This is a genomic window from Mesorhizobium sp. WSM4983 (assembly GCF_029625765.1).
Lineage (GTDB): Bacteria > Pseudomonadota > Alphaproteobacteria > Rhizobiales > Rhizobiaceae > Mesorhizobium.
This window is the reverse complement of the sequence record NZ_JARTVM010000009.1, coordinates 1-17,046: the sequence shown is the minus strand read 5'-3', so window position 1 is coordinate 17,046 and position 17,046 is coordinate 1. Positions and strand designations below refer to the sequence as shown.

Genomic DNA, 17,046 nt, shown 5'->3' with positions numbered 1-17,046 from the left:
ATGCGGTGGGCCAGTTCAGCCTTTGCATTGGCGGCCGTGCTTTTTTCGACGCACGTTTCCGCTGATCCGCTTCAGAAATCCGAAGACATCGTGAAGTTCTTCACCGGCGCGGGCAATCTCGGCGCGACGCGCGGCATCTGCGTCGGCACTGAAGAAGAGTGCAAGAGCAAGAACGACCAGACCGCGGCCCCGACCAAAACCGGGCTCGACATGATGATCAATTTCGCGCTGGATTCCGCCCAGCTCGACCAGACCGCGCGCACCGAGCTCGACGAGTTCGCCAAGGCGCTGAAAGACAACCGGTTGAGTTCGTTCAGCTTCGTTGTCGAAGGCCACACCGATGCTTCGGGTTCGGATCGCTACAATCAGGAGCTGTCGCAGCGCAGGGCGAAATCGGTTGCCGCATTCCTGACCGCGAACGGCGTACAGGCCACCCGGCTCGAAGCTATTGGTCTCGGCAAGTCCCACCCGCGCGTCGCCAATCCCTACGATCCGGTGAACCGCCGGGTCGAGATGCGGATCAGGACGGAATAAGCCGCACGAATCACTCACGCTGCGAACAGCGATCGACGGCAGCGCGACAGAGCCTCAAAGGGTCGCCTGGATCGAGCTTATCAGGGCCGTGACGGCCTGCTTGTATTTCTCGAACTCCGGCGAAGTCTGTCGGACCTGGGTCGTGGTCGTCTGCTGGTTCTGATCGGACGACGCCAAGCGGGTCACCTTCTGACCCATTTTCCGCTCGGCCCAGTCGACGACGTAGCTGGTGGTCTTGCCGGTAAGGAAAGGGTTGGCCTGGATCACGGCGGAGCCGAGCACTGCGCTCAATTGCGCCGAGCCGGGCGCCCCCAGCACTTGGGCAGCCCCCTCCATGCCCAGGAAATGGCAGAGATAGAGCCGCCCGGCGGTGATCTGGTGGCCGCGGGCGCGAAGATAGGCTTCGCCCTCGCGCGCCAGATTGCGCACCATCTCGCGCGACAGCGTGGCATCGTAGCGGAGCGCGAGCAGGTCGGCGGTCGACAGCGAGCGGGCGAGATCGGGCCGGTAGGTGTTCATCATCCGGATCCAGGTCTTGGTGATGAACTGACCGGCACCGGTCGCCGAGGAGAGCGGGTTCTTGGCTCGCGCTTTGCCGCCGCTTTCGACATGGACGATGCGGTCGGTCAGCGTCTCGACGGCAGCATCGCCGTAGCCGCCGCCGGCGCCGCCGGACGCATAGGTGGCGACCGTGGTGACCGTACCCAGCGGATCGATCGCCTGGCCGCTCTGGTAGAGCTCGAAATGCAGGTGCGGGCCGGTCGAAAGTCCGGTGGTGCCGATATAGCCGATGACGTCGCCGGCCTTCACTTTGGTGCCGACGGCGCTCGCGATGGCGAATTTCTGCATATGCGCGTAGCGCGTCTCGCGCCCGCTGGCATGTGCAATCTTCACCAGATTGCCATAGCTGCCGCCATCGCCCTGGAAGGTGATTTCGCCGTCGAAGGCGGCCATGATCGGCGTGCCGACCGGAGCGGCCCAGTCGACGCCTTTATGAATGCGAACGGTGCCCAGGATCGGGTGTTTGCGCGGGCCGAACGTCGAGGTCATCACCCCGCTCACCGGCGTCACCATGCCGTTGGTGACGTTGAGCGAGCGAACCTCGTCATTGCCCGTCACGCACGCATACTGGCCATCGCTCTGCTGGAAGACGAAACAGTCGAGCGTCTTCTCCGTGCCCTGAACGCCGACATAGAGGACCCGTCCTGAGATTTCGCCCTGGCCGCGCGGCGTCTGCGAGTAGATCAGCACCAGCCGCTGGTCCTCGCTGGCGAAGGCGTCGAGATCCTGTCCTCGCGACAGATACATGATGGCCTCTCCGATCACGCTGGTCGGAACCTTGTTGCGGGCGGCCGTCGAATATATCGCATCGAGCAGGCGATATTGGCGCTTGGGCCCGCCTTCGTCGGATGCGCCTGAATAGTTGAAAAGGTCCTCCCGCACCCACGGGTCGACGCCCGACACGAACGCGCCCGCAGCATTGCGCGTCAGCGTGCCGACATAGACATTCCTGGCGTGGATCGAGACCTGCATAAGCGACATGGTGGTGGTCTCGCGGTTCGGCCTGAATCCGCGCATCGCCACGACAAAGCCCGCCCCCAGCCCGTCACGGTTGAACAGCGTCTTCAGCGCTTCGCCCGCCAGCTTCGCGTCGTCGGCGGAGAAATGCGCATCGGCGACGACGCTGTCCAGGCTGCGGTCGTTGAGGATTTTTACGAATGTGTCCTCGGTCGCCTCGAAGCGCTGGTATTCGCTGCTGACGGTCGCAACGGTCGTGTTGTTCTCGATCTGGGTCTTCTTGAAAGCGGGAAGGGCGGCCTCGCCCTGGTCGACGGTCTCGCCCCAGCCCGCTTCCGGATCATCGGCATCCGCCTTGGGCGCTGAACTGGCAGGAGCTTCGCTCTCGTCGGGTGCGGCCTGAAGGTCGTTCTCAAGATCGCCTTGCTGGTCGTCGGCTGCGCCCGGAGCGAGGGGGGCGGCTTGCCGATCCTGTGGCGCCGTTGCAGGAGATTTCGGCACGGTCTGCCGCTGCGCCTGGAAGAAGGCGAAATCCTCCTGCGTCGAGGGGATCGTCGTCATGAATTTTTCGCTGGCGCTCAACATTACATCGGACAGGATTTCGATCTGCGGCGAGGCGCCGGAACTGTCGAGCTCGGCCGGGCGCGCGACGGTCTTGCCCTTGGCCGTGTCGGCATCGGGCGCGAGCGTGATCCACATCGGATCGCCGGCGAGGTCGATGATGGCCGGCACATAGACCGAAGCGTCGGGCGGCACGTCATCCATCCCCTCGACCGGATGCAGTTCCTCGTCCTCGTCGCCGAAGGACCAGTAATCGCGTGTGAGGTAGAAACCCGTAGCTGTCGAGACGAGGACGAGTGCCGCAACGCCGGAAAAAATCCAGCGCCACAGCTTGCGCCGCCGCTCGGCAAGGCGCGCCTGCTTCTTCAGTTTGAAGCTCGTGTCGATGCTGTGCGTCACTGGCCGTTCCCGCTCAGGAAATAGGTCCAGCGCACCTGCTCCTGCGTGTCGACCTCAACGAAGCGCGCCGCGATATGGCCGCGCTGCCAGCATTCGTCGATGCCGCGGATCGAGAAGCGGCGCCGGTCGATGCACATCTCGATCGATCCGGTGAGGATCGCATGGCCGAAGACGTCCGTGGCGTAGATGTAGATGTAGCGGTTGGTCAGCTCCTCGCGGATGACGTTGACGCACTGGTTGGCGCCGATCGTCCACCAACCGTCGGTCTGGTCGGCATCGTCGACCTTCTGTCCAACGGCGAGGTTGACGACGTCGAGCGTCTGGTTGCAGACGGTGAATTCGGCATGTGCCTTGTTGACGGACAGGACGGAGAGCAAAGCCATGCCGGCAAGCGCAGCAAGCTTCATGCGGCCGATGCGATCAGCAACAGGCCGGATCGGTCCGCGCTCCTTGCGTGACTGGGAAAGGGTGGAAGAGAGCAGGCGGCAGAGAACCATCGGCGTCCGCGCTATCCGCCAAGCCGGAAATACTTGGCGGTGGCCGAAAATCCGGAATCGTCCGTCTGGATCTCCTTAAGGATCCGGGGCAGCACTTCCGAGGCGGGGGTCGGGCCCGCGAACATCGCGGCCTGGACGTCCCGTGGCCCGGTGATCACCAGGATGACCTGAGGCAAAGCCTTGCCGGCCGCCTTGTCGTCAGCGGCGAGATCGATGGCGATCTTGAAGGTCGCCCTGTCCGGCTGCGCGACCATGCGGCTGTCGAGGTTGAAGGCGGTGCCATTGTGGTTGATCAGCAACACGCTGGAGATGAGCCCCCCGCGCGTCACCAGCGTGCCGCTGATCGGTGATCCGTCGGGCACCGATGTCCGGTCGAGCACGAGCTGCGGTCGTTCAGCTTCGCTTCGGTCGAGAAGGTGCAGGAAGGTGGGTACGCCGCATTGTGATGGGGTAATCAGGCGCACGCTGATGTCCGGCTCGACGTTGAACCTGGACTGGAACGCACCGAGCAGTTGCTCGAAAGGCTGCACGGCCGTTCCGAAACCCTCGATCGCCGCGGATGTGCCCGTTGCCGATGTCAGGGTCGCGTAGAAGCAATTGCCGCCGCTGAAGTCGCGCACCCAGGAGGCGCGCTGAGCCAACGCGTCGGTTTTGTTTGACGGCGGCGGAACCTGGGGCTTTGGCAGATTGATTGCGACGTCGGTATTTTGAGATGGCTTGTTGGCCGGCGGTGGCTGCGGCAGTGGTGCCGGTTGTGTGGTCGAGACTTTCGGCCTTGCCGGCTGAGTAGCCGCTTCGGGCGCTGCCGGCTGGCGCGCAGTCGAAGCCGGCGCCTGATTTTGGTTTTCCGTAACTTGCGGCGCCGGCGTCTTCGACTTCGACAATTTGGACAGAGCGTCGACGAGGTCGGATGCGCTCGGTTTCGTCGCCGGCGGTTTTGCTTCCGGCGCCGCAGCAGCTTCCGCTGTCGGGCTCGACGGCTTTTGGTTTTCCGCTGCTTTCGGCAGGGGTGCCGGCAAGTTCTCGACCGACGGCTGAGCCGGTTCGGCCTCCGCCGGCTGCGAGGCTTTCGCCTGGTTGTTTTTGGCCAGGCTCTCTGAAGGGGCAGGCGGTGTCGGCTCGGATTTCTGTCCGGTCTCTACTTGTGCCTGTTTCTGGGCAGTCTTGTCCTGCGGTTGCGGCGCAGCCGACAGGGCAGGCTGTGTCGGCTTCTGCTCAGTCTCGGCCTGCTTCTGGACGGGTTGTGTCGTGTCTTGCGGTTGCGGCAGAGCCGGAGCGGCAGGTTTTGCCGGCTCAACGGTGGCTGAGCTGTCCGCCTTCCGTGCTTCCGGCTGCGGTTCGGCCGGCGCTTGCGGCCGAGGTTGCGGTGCCTCTGGCTGAGGCATCGATGCCTCCGCTACCGGCTGGGGCGCTTCCGCGACGGGTTTTGCCGCCGGCTTCGGCGTAAGAGGCCCAGGCTTTTCAACGGCAGGCGGAGTGACCAACGCGTCGCTGAAATAGACGCCGGCCGCCGCCAGGACTGCCAGAACCGCGACGCCGCCCGTTATGGCCGGGATCCGCGAGGGCTTTCGCTCCGCAGGTCGGCTTGACGCACTGGCCGGAGCCGCCGCCGGCGCCGGCCTCGGTTGCGACAGGTGCGCAGGCCGCACATGCGGAACGAAACGCGGTTCGTCGGGAACAGCAGAAGCCGGGGGACTGGTGTTTGGCAAGGCCGTCCAGCCGGCGCGCGGCAAGCCGGATCGTTCCCGCGGAGCAAACGATCCGGGCCGCGGCAAGGTCGCGTCGAGATCGTCGTCACGCGTTGCCCTGGCGATCTCGGCCATGCTGGCGGGCCGGTCTTGAGGATCCGGCTGCAACATCGCTTCGATGAGTTCGCGGAAATCGGGATCGATGTCCGACAAGTCCGGCACGGTGCGGCGCTTCTCGATGACCTCATATTGCGAGCCGCTCATGTCGAGCGGCTTCCCGCGCAGCGCGGCCGCCAGCACCAGGCCGAGGCTGTAGATATCGGATTGCTCGCTGACCTCCCCGCCATAAAGGCCGAGCTGTTCGGGAGAGACGTAATTGTATTTGCCGGCGAATTTGCCGCCGATCAGCGTCTCGCCGCCGACATTCGCCGAGCGCGCGATGCCGAAGTCGATGATCTTGGCTCGCTCGACCCGGCCGCCCGGCAGGATGATGTTGTCGGGCGAAAGGTCGCGGTGGACCGCGCCGGCCTGATGGACGGCGCTCAGGCCCGAGGCGAGGCGATGGCAAAGCCGACGCACGTCCGGTGGCGCCATCGGGCCGCGCCGCATGACATCGAACAGCGACTGGCCGTCGACGAACTCCATCGCCAGGTAGGGGCGGCCGATCCCCGGATCGATGGTGAAGACGTGGTATCGCACCACCGCGTCATGCGACAAATGGTTGAGGATCGAGGCTTCCTTGCGGAACAGCGACAGAATGGTTTGGTCGCGCGCGAACTCGGGCAGCACGATCTTGATCGCGACATGGTCGCCGGTCTGGATATTGTGGCCGCGATAGACTTCGCCCATGCCGCCGGATGCGATGCGCTCGTCGAGCTCGTAGATGCCGCTGAGCTGCGTGCCGACGCCGGTATTTGCGAGGTTCGGCGAAATCCGCGTCCTGTCGTCGTCGCTCATCTGTCTCAGCCCCTGGACCGATCCGCATCGAGCGGTCCGTTGCGTCCGTCGCCGATCCTGACCAGCACGATGGTGACATTGTCCGTTCCGCCGCGCGCCAGCACCGTCTCCAGCAGCTTCTCGCACGCGGCTTGCGGCGGCGCGGACTTCACCGCCGCTTCGATCTCCGCGTCGCTGACATGCGCGGTGAGCCCGTCGGTGCTCAATACGAAGATATCCCCCGGCATCAGCTCGCCTTGCTGAAAATCGATCTCGAGTTCGTCGCTGACCCCGACGGCGTGGGTGATCACATTGCGGCGCGGCCAGGTGAGCGCTTCCTCGGCGCTGATCATGCCCCGGTCTAGCAGCTCCTGGACTTCGGTATGATCCCTGGAAATCTGCGAGATGGCGCCGCCGCGTACCAGATAGATGCGGCTGTCGCCGGCCCACAGGCCCGCGAACCGCCCCTCCATGGCGAGCAGGGCGGCGAAGGTGGAGCCGATGGTGATGCCGCGCGAACGCGATATGTTGCGGATCTCGGCATTGGCGCGGCTCAGCCGGTCCTCGAAACGGGCGCGAAGGTCCGGCGCCGAGCTCGCAATGCCGATCGTCGCCAGGTGGTCGACGATGCTGGCCGAAGCGACCTCGCCGGCCTCATGGCCGCCCATTCCGTCGGCCACCACCCAAAGGCCGGCTTGTTGCTCGACCAGATAGTTGTCTTCGTTGTGGTCGCGCACACAGCCTTTGTGGCTGACGCCGAAACTCTCAATGGAAAGGGCGACAGTGCTCAATTTGCCACCAAGCGCTTCGCGAGCGTCCTCTGTGACGAACGATGGGCCGCGTGCCCAGGCCAGTTTGCCACAAGCGCATACTTTAGAGTATCAAAATGAAGGCGGGAGACGGTGCTGCTCGGGAACGATCCGATCGACCATGACGGCGCCATCTCAGAATGCCTTCGGACAGCTGAACCCGGACAGCGCCGGGAGCAGGAAGGGATTGGCGCCAGAGCCGCTCTCCATCTTGTAGGCGACGTCGCGTCCGCCGATCACGAAGCGCGCCTCGGCGCCGGCGCCGTTGCTGGTGACGCTCGCCTTGTCCAGCAGGCGCTTCAGAGCCCATGGCCCTTCGAATTTGAGGGCGGACTCGCGGCCGGGCATCTCCGGCGTCAGGCTGAGGCTCGCGGATCCGGAAGCGCCGCCGCCCGGCCATGTCACCGTGCTCGGCGCATTGCCGGCCTGCGTGCTTTGCACCGTCTGCCCATCTATGTTGAGCACCGCGCTGTCGACCTCGCTGTTCAGAGAGGAGGGCGTGAAGGTGATCGAGACCGACGGCGCCGAACCGCCGGAGGGGAAGAAGGCGCTGCGGACTTCCGCCGCCGCCTGGAACGCCTTCAAGGTCGATTTGGCGAGGTCGCGGCTGGAACGGGCCTCCTGCTTCCAGGTCCAGTCCTGGCCTGTCATGTCGATCAGCGGCGCCAGGTTCTGCGCAAAGAACCGGTCCATCAGGCCGCCCGGTGCGAACAGTTTGGCGAAATCGGCAAGAGAGATTTCCTCGCTGCCGTCGCCGGCAAAGGGATAGTGGCCGTTGACGGCTTCCTCGCAGGGGCGCGTGACCGTCTCGTCGAGCATCTGGTTGAGGTTGGCTACCGAAGTCTCGGCGACATTGCCTTCGAACTCGTCCGCCGCCGCGTCGACCATGCGCGCGAGCTGCTTGGGCAGGCGCGAGGCATTGGCGCGCATCGTCGAAATCTGCAGCTTCAGGTTCGCGTTGACGCGCTCCGTCTGCGCGGGGACATCCGCTGCCAGCTTCACGCTCTGGTAGATGTCGTGGAAGTTTTGCGTCAGCGCATCGAGCGGGCGGCGACCGCTGGAGCCGCTCACCAGCGCTTGGAACGGCCTGAACTGCGCCTCGACGGTGGCGCCGACATTCTGCGTGGCGGACGAGCTTGCCCCGGCGCGGCTCTGCGACTTGCCGCCGGCGATCTGCAGACCGATGCGGGCGAGACCCTTGGCCATAACGACCGGGTCCTGCTGCGCCGTTCCGGTGTCGCCTGCGAAGGCGGCGCCGTCTTTTGTCAGGGCGGTTTCATCGGCAATGGCCGTGAACAGCCGGTCCAGCGGCGAGTCCGGCGAGGCGGCGGCCGAGAGCGTGATATATTGCGGCTTGTCCTTCAGCATCGCCTTGAATTTCAATTGGTCGAGCGCGCCGTTCCAGGCGGAGGCGAACTCCTTGCCGTAGCGATCGATGAGTTCGGGGCCGAGCCTGGGCAGGTCCTGATCGATGCCGCCCTGCTCGCCGCCGCCGCCGAGAACCCACTGGTCATCGACCAGCATTTGCGCGATGCGCGAGAGCTGCGGCAGGTAGAAACCGTTGAACCCCGCCTTGGTGTAGAGGCCGGGAACGCCAAGGTCGGCGAGCTCTGCGCCGTCCATGCGTTCGAACAGCAGCTGCGCCTCCGGACCGGCTTTGGCGGCAACGGAAAAATCCTGGAGCCTTGCCGCATAGACCGCCGATCTGATCAGCGCCGACGCGCGGTCGGCAAGGCTCATGCGTCCGAGCGAGCGTTGCGCGGCCTCGACCAGCGGCTGGTTGAGCTCGAACACCGGGTCGTAGGCATCGTCGAGCGCCAGCATGGCGCGCAGATGCTTTTCGAGCTGCGCGCGGCCTTCGCGGTTGTTCTCGCCGGGGTAGCGGTTTTCCTCCCAATCCTGCTTCATCCAGGAGACGATGAGCTCGTCGTCGACCTTGGGCGCCTTGCCGCCCAGCATCAGATAGATCTTCAACGGTTCGTAGAGCGCGATCGGGTCGGCCATCTTGGCCTGGATCGTGCGCTCCGCCTGAACCAGCAGACGCGAGCGGAAGCTACGCTCCAGCGCCTGCCGATAGGCGGATTTGGACGCCGACAGAAGCCTCTCCCGCTGGCTGAGCCCGAAACTCTCCTCGATCGGCTTCGTTTGGCCGGCGGTCTCATATCCCGCCGGCAGGTTGCGCAGTTGATCGAGCGGGCCGATGACGTTTTCGAGGTCGACATCGGTAACGGTCGTGCTCCTGAGCAGCGAATCCGCGCCGTCCCGATACTGCGCCATCGCCTGTCTCGTGGAGCCGATCAGCGACTCGTTGGCAAAGTAGCTGAGGCCCAGCACGCCGAGCGCTGCAAAAGCTGCCAATGCGATTGCGGCGAGGCTGCCGAACCTGGCGAGCCTGGCGCGCCGCTCCGCTGTCCTGTCGAACGAGACCCAGCCGGCCTCGGGGAAGATCACCTTCGCCAGAAGATCATGCAGGAAAAAGCTCTTGCCGGTACCGGAAAGATGCGCCTGCGAAGCGCTGCCGAAATTGCGGCCGATCGCGCCCAGCACCTGGTCGATCGGTGTTCCTTCCTGCGTGCCCGAAGAGAAATAAAAGCCGCGCAGGCTGACATTCACCTGGGCCCGCGAGGCATCGAAAAGGCTTGTGACGAACCGCACGACGCGGGTTCGCAGCGCGACGAACTGGGCCGGGAAGCCGAAGATCGCGATGCGCGCCACCGGATCGGCCTCGTCCTGCAGGCGGTCGGCGATCTCGTCCGCAAGCTGCCTGGCCAGCGCGTCGAACTCGGCCGAGGTTTCGCCGACCATGTTCCTGTTGCGGTCGGTGGTCTGGAACGTCGCGCCCCAGACCTTGCGCCGCCGGGCCTCGTCGAGATCGCCGAAATAGTCCATGAAGCCGGCAACGAGGTCCGCCTTGGTGAAGAGCAGGTAGACCGGGAACTGGATCTTCAGCGTCTCGTGCAGCTCCCGCAGCCGGCTTCTTATCTCGGTGACATGCGCGTCGAACTGCTGGTCGTCGAAGCCGATCAGATCGGCGACGCTGATTGCGAGGATCACGCCGTTGATCGGCTGCCGGGTGCGGTACTTCTTGAGCAGTCCAAGGAAGCGGAGCCAGCTCGCCTTGTCGCGCTCGGCATCCGAATCCTGCGTCGTGTAGCGGCCGGCCGTATCAATCAGCACGGCATCCTCGGTGAACCACCAGTCGCAGGACCGCGTGCCGCCGACTCCGGCCAGCGGCTGGGCATTGCCGGAGCCGGCAAGCGGAAATTTTAGCCCCGAATTGACCAGCGCCGTCGTCTTGCCGGCGCCCGGCGGGCCGATGATGATGTACCACGGGATCTCATAGAGGAAGTTGCGCCTGCCGCTCGACTGCTTCAGGGTCGCGATGGCCTCGCTCATACGCGCCTCGAGCACCTCTGAATCGTCGTTGCGGTCGCCGCTGCGTACGATGCCCGTTTCAAGCGCGTTCTGCGCCTTGCGCGCTTGCCAGAAGCGGATGCCGTAGAAGAGCGCGAGCAGCGCGACGGCCACGTCGATGATCGTTGTCCGGAGCCAGACCGGTCCGAGCGGACGTGTATCGGCATACTGGATCAGCGGCCCGGCATACCAGACCGCAGCCGAGAAGCCGGCAAGCGCGAGCAGGCTGAACAGCCGCAGCACCCAGCGCATCAGTGCCGCTCCCCGCCGCGCGCGCTCACAACGTCTCCTCCTTCGGGATCATCACGTCGACGCGGCGGTTTTTGGCGCGGCCATCAGCCGTCGCATTGTCGGCGATCGGTTCGTCCTCGCCCTTGCCGTCGACCGCGGCCCGCGATGGGTCTTTGAGCTCGTTCGCCACCATTGACTGGACGGCTTTGGCGCGCGCGACGGAAAGATCGAAGTTCGATTTGAACTGGCTCGACTTCTTCGGCTTCACATTGTCGGTGTGGCCGACGATCCATATTGGTCCGGGCTCGGCATCGAGAGCCGTGGCGATGTCCGCGGCGATGGGCTGGAACTCCGGCTTCAGCTCGGCTTGCCCGGGCGTGAACAAGAGCTGGTTGCTGATTTCGACCACGATGAAGTTGCCCTTGGTGCCGACCGTCAGCCCGCCGCCGGCGATTTCGCTGGCGAGCGCGGCGCGTATGCGGTCGATCTGGGTTACGGTGGGAACGGCAGGAGGCGGCGGGGTGGCTTCCGGCGGAGCGGCTACAGCCGGCTCGGCAACCGGAGCGACGCTCGCGCGCTCGATGGTGACCGGCGTCGAGGGATTGAGCGCCAGCAATTCGCCGGCTGTTGCGTCGCCCTCGTCGGTGATCAGGATCCGTAGCCCGAAGAAGGCCGCCGTCACCAGCGTCGCCGCGGCGGCCGCGACCGCCCATAGCGGCAACCGCGCCCGGGGCTTTGACAGCGCCGCCGCCATGCCTTGCCAATGGGGCGAGATGTCGTCCCCGGCGCGCGGTTGAAAATAGCGGATCGTGTCGTAGACGTCGCGCCGGACGCGTTCGAGCGCGTCCCGTTCGCCGACCCTCCCACGATACTGGCCCTCGAACCCGAGCGACAGGCACGCATGCATCAGTTCGAGGAGGTCGTGATGACCCTCCGGCCGGGCCAGGATATTGTTCAGCGCCTCGTAGAAACCGGCTCCCCCGGTGGGCTTTGTGTGGAAGAACCGCGCCACCAGGCTGTGCCCGATCCAGCCCTCGTCCTTCGGCCAGGGCAGGTTGCCGACCAGATCGTCGGCGGTCTCGCATAGAGCAAATTTAGCAATCCGCGCGTCTTCCTCGGCGATGCCGGCTTTCGCCATCTCCCGCTCGAATGTCTCGATCGCTTCGGTGATGTGTTCTGCCAAAGGGGCCGCCTGCCGCTCGACCGGCATCAGCCGCAACTGGCTGAACAGCACCAGCAAGGGCGCCGCGGCCGCGAGGATTGGATTTGCCGCGGCGTAATTCACGCCATCCGCGGCACTAAGCAGGATTCCCTGTTGCAACGCGGGCGCCGCCGCTGCAGCGGCAGCCCCGGGAACCGGGTTTTGAACGACCACGGTTCCGGAGGACCAGCCTGTCGGCATCCGCCGGCCGACGCCGGGGTCGAAAACCGTCGATTCCCTGGCGGGTGTCGCAGCGGGCTCAGCGCCAGCCGACGAGGAACTCGCGGGAGCCGCGGGCGAGCGTTGTCTAGGCCGTGGCGCTCGGATGACGGTCTTGTCCGCCGGCCGGGAGGGATCGTCCTTCGAACTCATCGTCGATCCACCGTCGTGGCGCGGCGAACATTTCCTTGACGGGAAATGAGGTCGGCTGCCGGCTTTTCATGCCGAGCTTTGGGGGCGGGCCGGATGGAAAGGCTCATCTCGCCGAAACATGACATTGCTGCACACGCCCCAAGCCACGCCGCTTTGCCCGCCAGGCAAGCTTCCGTACGTTATCCTAACCGTACAGGCAGCTGATTGAAATCGGAAAGCAGGATGCTCGAAGCAGCGCTTTCTTCTGTGAGACCCGTCACATAGCCCCGGTCTACTACTTCTGCTTGCTGGCCTTGGCGTAGGCTTCGCTGAAATAGGCCAGGAAGACGTCGAGCATGCCGTTTTCATGCTTCTCCTCCATCGTCCGCCAGGTGGCGACGAGGGCATCCCACGCCTGGCTCTTCTTGGATGAGAAGGAGGCCGGCGGCAGCTTCCTGGCGATGGCCTCCGGCGACAGGTCGTCGAGCAGCCTGGAAAGCGCTGCCTGCATGGCGGCGTAAGTTGCCAATTCATGCGTCTTGAGGTCCCGGAAGGCGTCCTCGACGCTGTGCGCGGCGTCGAGATAGCCGGTCCGGCGTTTGGCGAACATGATCTCCAGTATGTCGTCGGTGCCGGGAACGAATTTCAGCGGGTTGTTGTTTTCGGCGCCGATCATCGTGCGGTTGGCGCTCTTGGCCAGCACCTTGGCCGCCGCGCGCGCCTTGAGCAGCAGCGAAAGTTGCTCGATCGTGGTCCTGAGCACGGTACCGATCTCGGCGGCCACCTCATGCGGATCGCGCGATTGAAGCAGGTCGGGCGGAATGCCGGCCGCCTTCGCGATGTCCTGCAGCAGCATTTCGGTTCCCGCCGGCTGCCTACCCGGCTTTGCCGGCGCTGGGGGCAGACGCAGCGCCGAAGATGTCGATGCCGCTCCCGGCCCGGGCCGCTGTTCCGTCCGACTGAAGAAGGGCTCTTTGCCGAGCTCCAGCGGTCTGCCCGTCGATGGCGGCAGCTCGCGTTGAGTCGACGCGGGCCGGGTTCGCGGGTGGCCGGCGGCGGCGCCTTCCTCGTCAATTGATACCGCAACGACATAGCGGCCGATCAGCATCCGATCGCCATGCGCCAGCCGGTGCGGACCGGCCATGCGCTGACTGGAGCCGTTGACGAAAGTGCCGTTGCGCGAGATGTCGTAGAGCCAGAAGCCGCCCGCCTGGAAGCGGACTTCGCAATGCCGGCCCGAGATGATCTTGTCCGGATCGGAAAGCGTCCAGTCGCAATTCTCGCGCCCGATCTCGAAACTGCGGTCGCGGGCGGCGTAGCTCGCGGCGGCGCCGGATGGCAGCCTGTCGACATTGCTGATCTGGAGCGAGATGAACATCCGGAAGCGTCGCCGAACTTGGTCAACAAATGCTTATTTTTCACGCAACTCCGAACGGAAAATCGCTATGCGGTGTTCCGGGAATTGCTCTGGCATTCTAGCAGCTTGCGAGCGCGGCGGGAGAGGAGCGTTTCACACCGGCGCTTGGCGGGTTTAGCCACAGCTGTTGTTTGGCCGCCACCAAACATGTGCTACGCTGAAAACGGTCCGGTGCGGTGGGTGCGAAAAGTTCCCGAACGTGATGCGGTTAACATAGCGGGAGCTTTAATCCATCATACTGGCGGCCGCGTCCAGGAGGGGCACGACCCATGCCGAACGAACGCGCCACGGTTGTGCAGACGCCCGTTGGCGGCGATGTGCTGACCTTCACCCATCTCGTCGGGCGCGACGAGATCAGCCGTTGTTTCGCCTATACGGTCGGCTTCGTCTCCAAAAGCCACGACGTCGATCCGCTGAAGATGCTGGGCGGCGTCGTTTCGGTCGAGGGCGAATCCGATCCGAAACGCTGGTTCAGCGGGCTTGTGTCGGAATTCAAGCTCATCCGCATCGAGGACAGGCTCGGCTTTTATGAGGCGATGGTCAGGCCATGGCTCTGGTTCCTCGGCAACACCACCGATTGCCGCATCTTTCAAAATATGACGGCGGTCGAGATCGTCGAGAAAATCTTCTCGAAATACGGCATCGCGAAATTCGAGAAGCGGCTGCAAGGGTCTTACCCGCAGCGCGAATATTGCGTCCAGTATGACGAAAGCGATCTGGATTTCGTGCAGCGGCTGCTCGAGCACGAGGGCATCTTCTATTTCTTCGAGCATGACGAGGGCAAGCATACCCTGGTGCTCTGCGACGCGATGAGCAAGCTGAAGCCGGCACCCGGCTACGAGAAGGTGCTCTACAATTTCGAGGGCCAGGGCTCGCGGCGCGACGTCGAATACATCACCGAATGGATTCCCGGCAGCGCGGTGCGGCCGGGGGCCTATGCACACACCGACTATGATTTCGAGAAGCCCGGCGCGGATTTGATGGCGAAGTCCGCCCAGCCGTTCAGCCACAAGGAGGCCGCGGGCGAGAACTACCGTCAGCCCGGCGCGCATCTCGACGTCGGGCGAGGCGACACGATTGCGGGAATTCGCCGCGAGGAACTCCAGGCAGTGCACCAGCGCAGCACGGCGGTGGGCACCGTGCGCGGCCTTTTCTCCGGCTGCAAGTTCAAGCTGGAAAGCTTTCCGCGCGACGACCAGAACCAGGACTATCTGGTGATCAGCGCCGAATACCGGCTGTTCGACCCGGGCTACCGGACCCAGAACGAGGCCCATAGCGAGAATTTCAAGGTGGTGCTCGGCGTGGCGCCCACCAAATTGCCCTACCGGCCGCCGCGCATCACGCCGCGACCGATCATGCGCGGTCCGCAGACGGCGACGGTGGTCGGCCCTTCGGGCGAAGAAATCTTCACCGACAAGTATGCGCGCGTGAAGGTGCAGTTCCACTGGGACCGCCTCGGCAAGAAGGACCAGAACTCTTCCTGCTTCGTGCGGGTGTCGCAAACCTGGGCCGGCAGCGGCTGGGGCTTTATCCAGATCCCGCGCATCGGCCAGGAGGTGATCGTCGACTTCATCGAAGGCGACCCGGACCTGCCGATCATCACTGGCCGGGTCTACAACGCGTCGCAGATGCCGCCCTACGGGCTGCCGGGCAATGCGACGCAATCGGGCTGGAAGTCCAATTCCTCGAAGGGCGGCGGCGGTTACAATGAGCTGATGTTCGAGGACAAGGCCGGCTCCGAGCTGGTCAATTTCCAGGCGCAGAAAGACCACCATCTGCTGATCAAGCACGACCGCAACAAGCTGGTCCAGCACGACCAGTCCGACCGCATCGACCATGACGCCAAGCACTCCGTCGGCCACAACCTCGATGAGGACGTCGGCAACAACAAGACGGTCAAGATCGGCGTCGACCAGACCACCAACATCGGCAGCAACGACACCGAAACGGTGGGCGCGAACCGTAAGCTAACGGTCCATGCGAATGAGACCATCCATGTCGTGGCGAATTCGACGGAGAATATCGACGCCAACCACTCGCAGACGGTGGGGCTGGTGCAGACGGTGACGGTGGGTGCGGCGCGCGTCGATACCGTGGGGGCGGCTGAAGCGAGGACCGTGGGCGCTTCGCAGACGAACACGATCGGCGCGTCGCGGAGCGTGACGGTAGGAACTGGGCAGAGCCACGATATTGGAGCGGCTGATAGCTGGAACATCGGAACCGGGCAAAGCGTCAATGTCGGCGCCGATCAGAGTTTCAAAATTGGAGGCGGTCAGACTACTGAAATCGGCAAGGGCCGCAGCGCCAAAATTGCAGAAGACGATGCTACGCAAGTGGCTGGCGCACGCGCACTGAAGATTGGCAAGGGCAGCGTGGTCGAGATTAACGAAGACGGTGCTATCAGAGTTGGGAAAGATTTGGTGATCGACGCGGGAGACTCAATCGTCATCAAGTGCGGATCAGCTGCAATCGGCATGAAGAAGGACGGCACGATCACGATCGAAGGCAAGGATATCACGGTCAAAGGATCGGGTAAGATCAACGTGAAGGCTTCTAGCGATATCACGATGAAAGGTTCGGAAATAAAGCAGAATTGAGGGCGTTAAAAAATGACACGGACGGCCGAACGGATCGACGGAGTTGTGATCGGTATATTCCTGGGCTTCGGCGAGAATGCCCCCTTGGTCGTCTTTCCGGGCAACCTGCGAGAGACGGCTGTTCCCGCGCGTAGCCTTGCAGAACTCACTTCGGAAATGATTGGCGCAGAGGTAGCTCTGCTGTTTCAAGACGGAGATCCCGGTCGACCGCTTATCGTGGGGCGCATCATTGATTCCGTTCCCAAGTCGGATACTTCGACGGTGATTCGAGACGGTGATCGAATCCGAATTAGCGCCAACGAGCGTATCGAGCTTCGCTGCGGCAAGGCGACCATCGTCATGGAGAAGGATGGCCACATCACAATACGGGGTACGTATTTGACAAGCCACGCCAGCGCGGCAAACCGTATCCGCGGCGGCTCGGTCAATTTGAATTGATGCCCGCGCCAGTTCTTCGCGAAATTGTCCGTCAGCATGCCGAGATGGCGGCATTCTTATGGACCGTTTACGACTACCATCTACTCCACCCTGCCGAAAATCCTGACATGGATGACGTGCGCCTTGGCCGTCTGATAGAGAGACTGGAGGCGCATCTTGATGGATTAAGGGAAGCAGGTGAAATTGGCAGCGAAATTGCGAAGGAGCGTTACGATGAATACCCCGAACTGGGAGAATTGTTTGTAGTTCGCATGTTGTCTGTGTCCAATCCGCCGAGGATCGCTGATCTTGACGCCGCCAGAGTTCGCGCATGGCTCGTCGCCAATAGAGAATAGCCAACTCGGCGGCCTATTTCGGCGCGTATTCACTTAAGCTAGAGCGGCGGATTTTCATGTGAGTCCATAGCCTGCGGCAGTGAAGTAGTTTCTGCATTCTGTTGGGGAGAACAGATTGCA

General features: G+C 63.8%; 11 protein-coding genes. 4 read left to right on the top strand and 7 right to left on the bottom strand.

Translation table 11 applies throughout. The features are described from left to right. Window positions 1–534, top strand: coding sequence for an OmpA family protein (locus P9254_RS21705; RefSeq protein ID WP_170950256.1), 534 nt, complete (start codon window positions 1–3; stop codon window positions 532–534). A gap of 54 nt (window positions 535–588) precedes the next feature. Here P9254_RS21705 and P9254_RS21700 read toward each other — a convergent pair whose 3' ends face one another. The 7 genes from P9254_RS21700 to tagH form a co-directional block, all read right to left on the bottom strand. Then, window positions 589–3,012 (bottom strand): peptidoglycan DD-metalloendopeptidase family protein, encoded by a 2,424-nt coding sequence (locus P9254_RS21700; RefSeq protein ID WP_278055242.1) that lies wholly within the window; start codon window positions 3,010–3,012, stop codon window positions 589–591. After that, window positions 3,009–3,419, bottom strand: coding sequence for a DUF1036 domain-containing protein (locus P9254_RS21695; RefSeq protein ID WP_278055241.1), 411 nt, complete (start codon window positions 3,417–3,419; stop codon window positions 3,009–3,011). Before P9254_RS21695 ends, P9254_RS21700 begins: the two co-directional genes overlap by 4 nt. A 101-nt stretch (window positions 3,420–3,520) precedes the next feature. After that, entirely contained in the window at window positions 3,521–6,154 is a 2,634-nt protein-coding gene (locus tag P9254_RS21690) for a serine/threonine-protein kinase (protein WP_278055240.1), read from the bottom strand. A gap of 5 nt (window positions 6,155–6,159) precedes the next feature. Then, window positions 6,160–6,924 (bottom strand): PP2C family protein-serine/threonine phosphatase, encoded by a 765-nt coding sequence (locus P9254_RS21685; protein ID WP_066989102.1) that lies wholly within the window; start codon window positions 6,922–6,924, stop codon window positions 6,160–6,162. A 153-nt stretch (window positions 6,925–7,077) separates the two neighbouring features. After that, entirely contained in the window at window positions 7,078–10,608 is a 3,531-nt protein-coding gene (gene tssM, locus P9254_RS21680; protein WP_278055239.1) for a type VI secretion system membrane subunit TssM, read from the bottom strand. Between the two features lie 25 nt (window positions 10,609–10,633). Beyond that, a complete protein-coding gene (gene tssL / locus P9254_RS21675; protein WP_278055237.1) occupies window positions 10,634–12,160 on the bottom strand; it encodes a type VI secretion system protein TssL, long form in 1,527 nt (508 codons plus the stop codon). 274 nt (window positions 12,161–12,434) lie between these two features. Continuing rightward, complete coding sequence (gene tagH, locus P9254_RS21670) at window positions 12,435–13,517, bottom strand: type VI secretion system-associated FHA domain protein TagH (protein ID WP_278055235.1); 1,083 nt, start codon at window positions 13,515–13,517, stop codon at window positions 12,435–12,437. A 308-nt stretch (window positions 13,518–13,825) separates the two neighbouring features. On the opposite strand from tagH, the gene tssI reads away from it, so the two are divergent. From tssI to P9254_RS21655, 3 genes are read left to right on the top strand one after another with little or no spacing between them, the layout of a single operon-like run. Then, the gene (gene tssI, locus P9254_RS21665) at window positions 13,826–16,153 is read left to right on the top strand and encodes a type VI secretion system Vgr family protein (protein WP_278055233.1); all 2,328 of its coding nucleotides are present in this window, start codon (window positions 13,826–13,828) and stop codon (window positions 16,151–16,153) included. A gap of 12 nt (window positions 16,154–16,165) precedes the next feature. Next, window positions 16,166–16,591 (top strand): DUF6484 domain-containing protein, encoded by a 426-nt coding sequence (locus P9254_RS21660; RefSeq protein WP_095825718.1) that lies wholly within the window; start codon window positions 16,166–16,168, stop codon window positions 16,589–16,591. Beyond that, window positions 16,591–16,926 (top strand): hypothetical protein, encoded by a 336-nt coding sequence (locus P9254_RS21655; protein ID WP_095825717.1) that lies wholly within the window; start codon window positions 16,591–16,593, stop codon window positions 16,924–16,926. The genes P9254_RS21660 and P9254_RS21655 overlap by 1 nt, the downstream gene beginning before the upstream one ends. Window positions 16,927–17,046 lie beyond the last annotated feature (120 nt).

Coding starts and splice junctions, on each gene's coding strand:
- P9254_RS21695 (WP_278055241.1), bottom strand. CDS start 3,419: ATGAAGCTTGCTGCGCTTGCCGGCATGGCTTTGCTCTCCGTCCTGTCC.
- P9254_RS21660 (WP_095825718.1), top strand. CDS start 16,166: ATGACACGGACGGCCGAACGGATCGACGGAGTTGTGATCGGTATATTC.
- P9254_RS21655 (WP_095825717.1), top strand. CDS start 16,591: ATGCCCGCGCCAGTTCTTCGCGAAATTGTCCGTCAGCATGCCGAGATG.
- P9254_RS21690 (WP_278055240.1), bottom strand. CDS start 6,154: ATGAGCGACGACGACAGGACGCGGATTTCGCCGAACCTCGCAAATACC.
- tssL (WP_278055237.1), bottom strand. CDS start 12,160: ATGAGTTCGAAGGACGATCCCTCCCGGCCGGCGGACAAGACCGTCATC.
- tagH (WP_278055235.1), bottom strand. CDS start 13,517: ATGTTCATCTCGCTCCAGATCAGCAATGTCGACAGGCTGCCATCCGGC.
- tssM (WP_278055239.1), bottom strand. CDS start 10,608: ATGCGCTGGGTGCTGCGGCTGTTCAGCCTGCTCGCGCTTGCCGGCTTC.
- P9254_RS21705 (WP_170950256.1), top strand. CDS start 1: ATGCGGTGGGCCAGTTCAGCCTTTGCATTGGCGGCCGTGCTTTTTTCG.
- tssI (WP_278055233.1), top strand. CDS start 13,826: ATGCCGAACGAACGCGCCACGGTTGTGCAGACGCCCGTTGGCGGCGAT.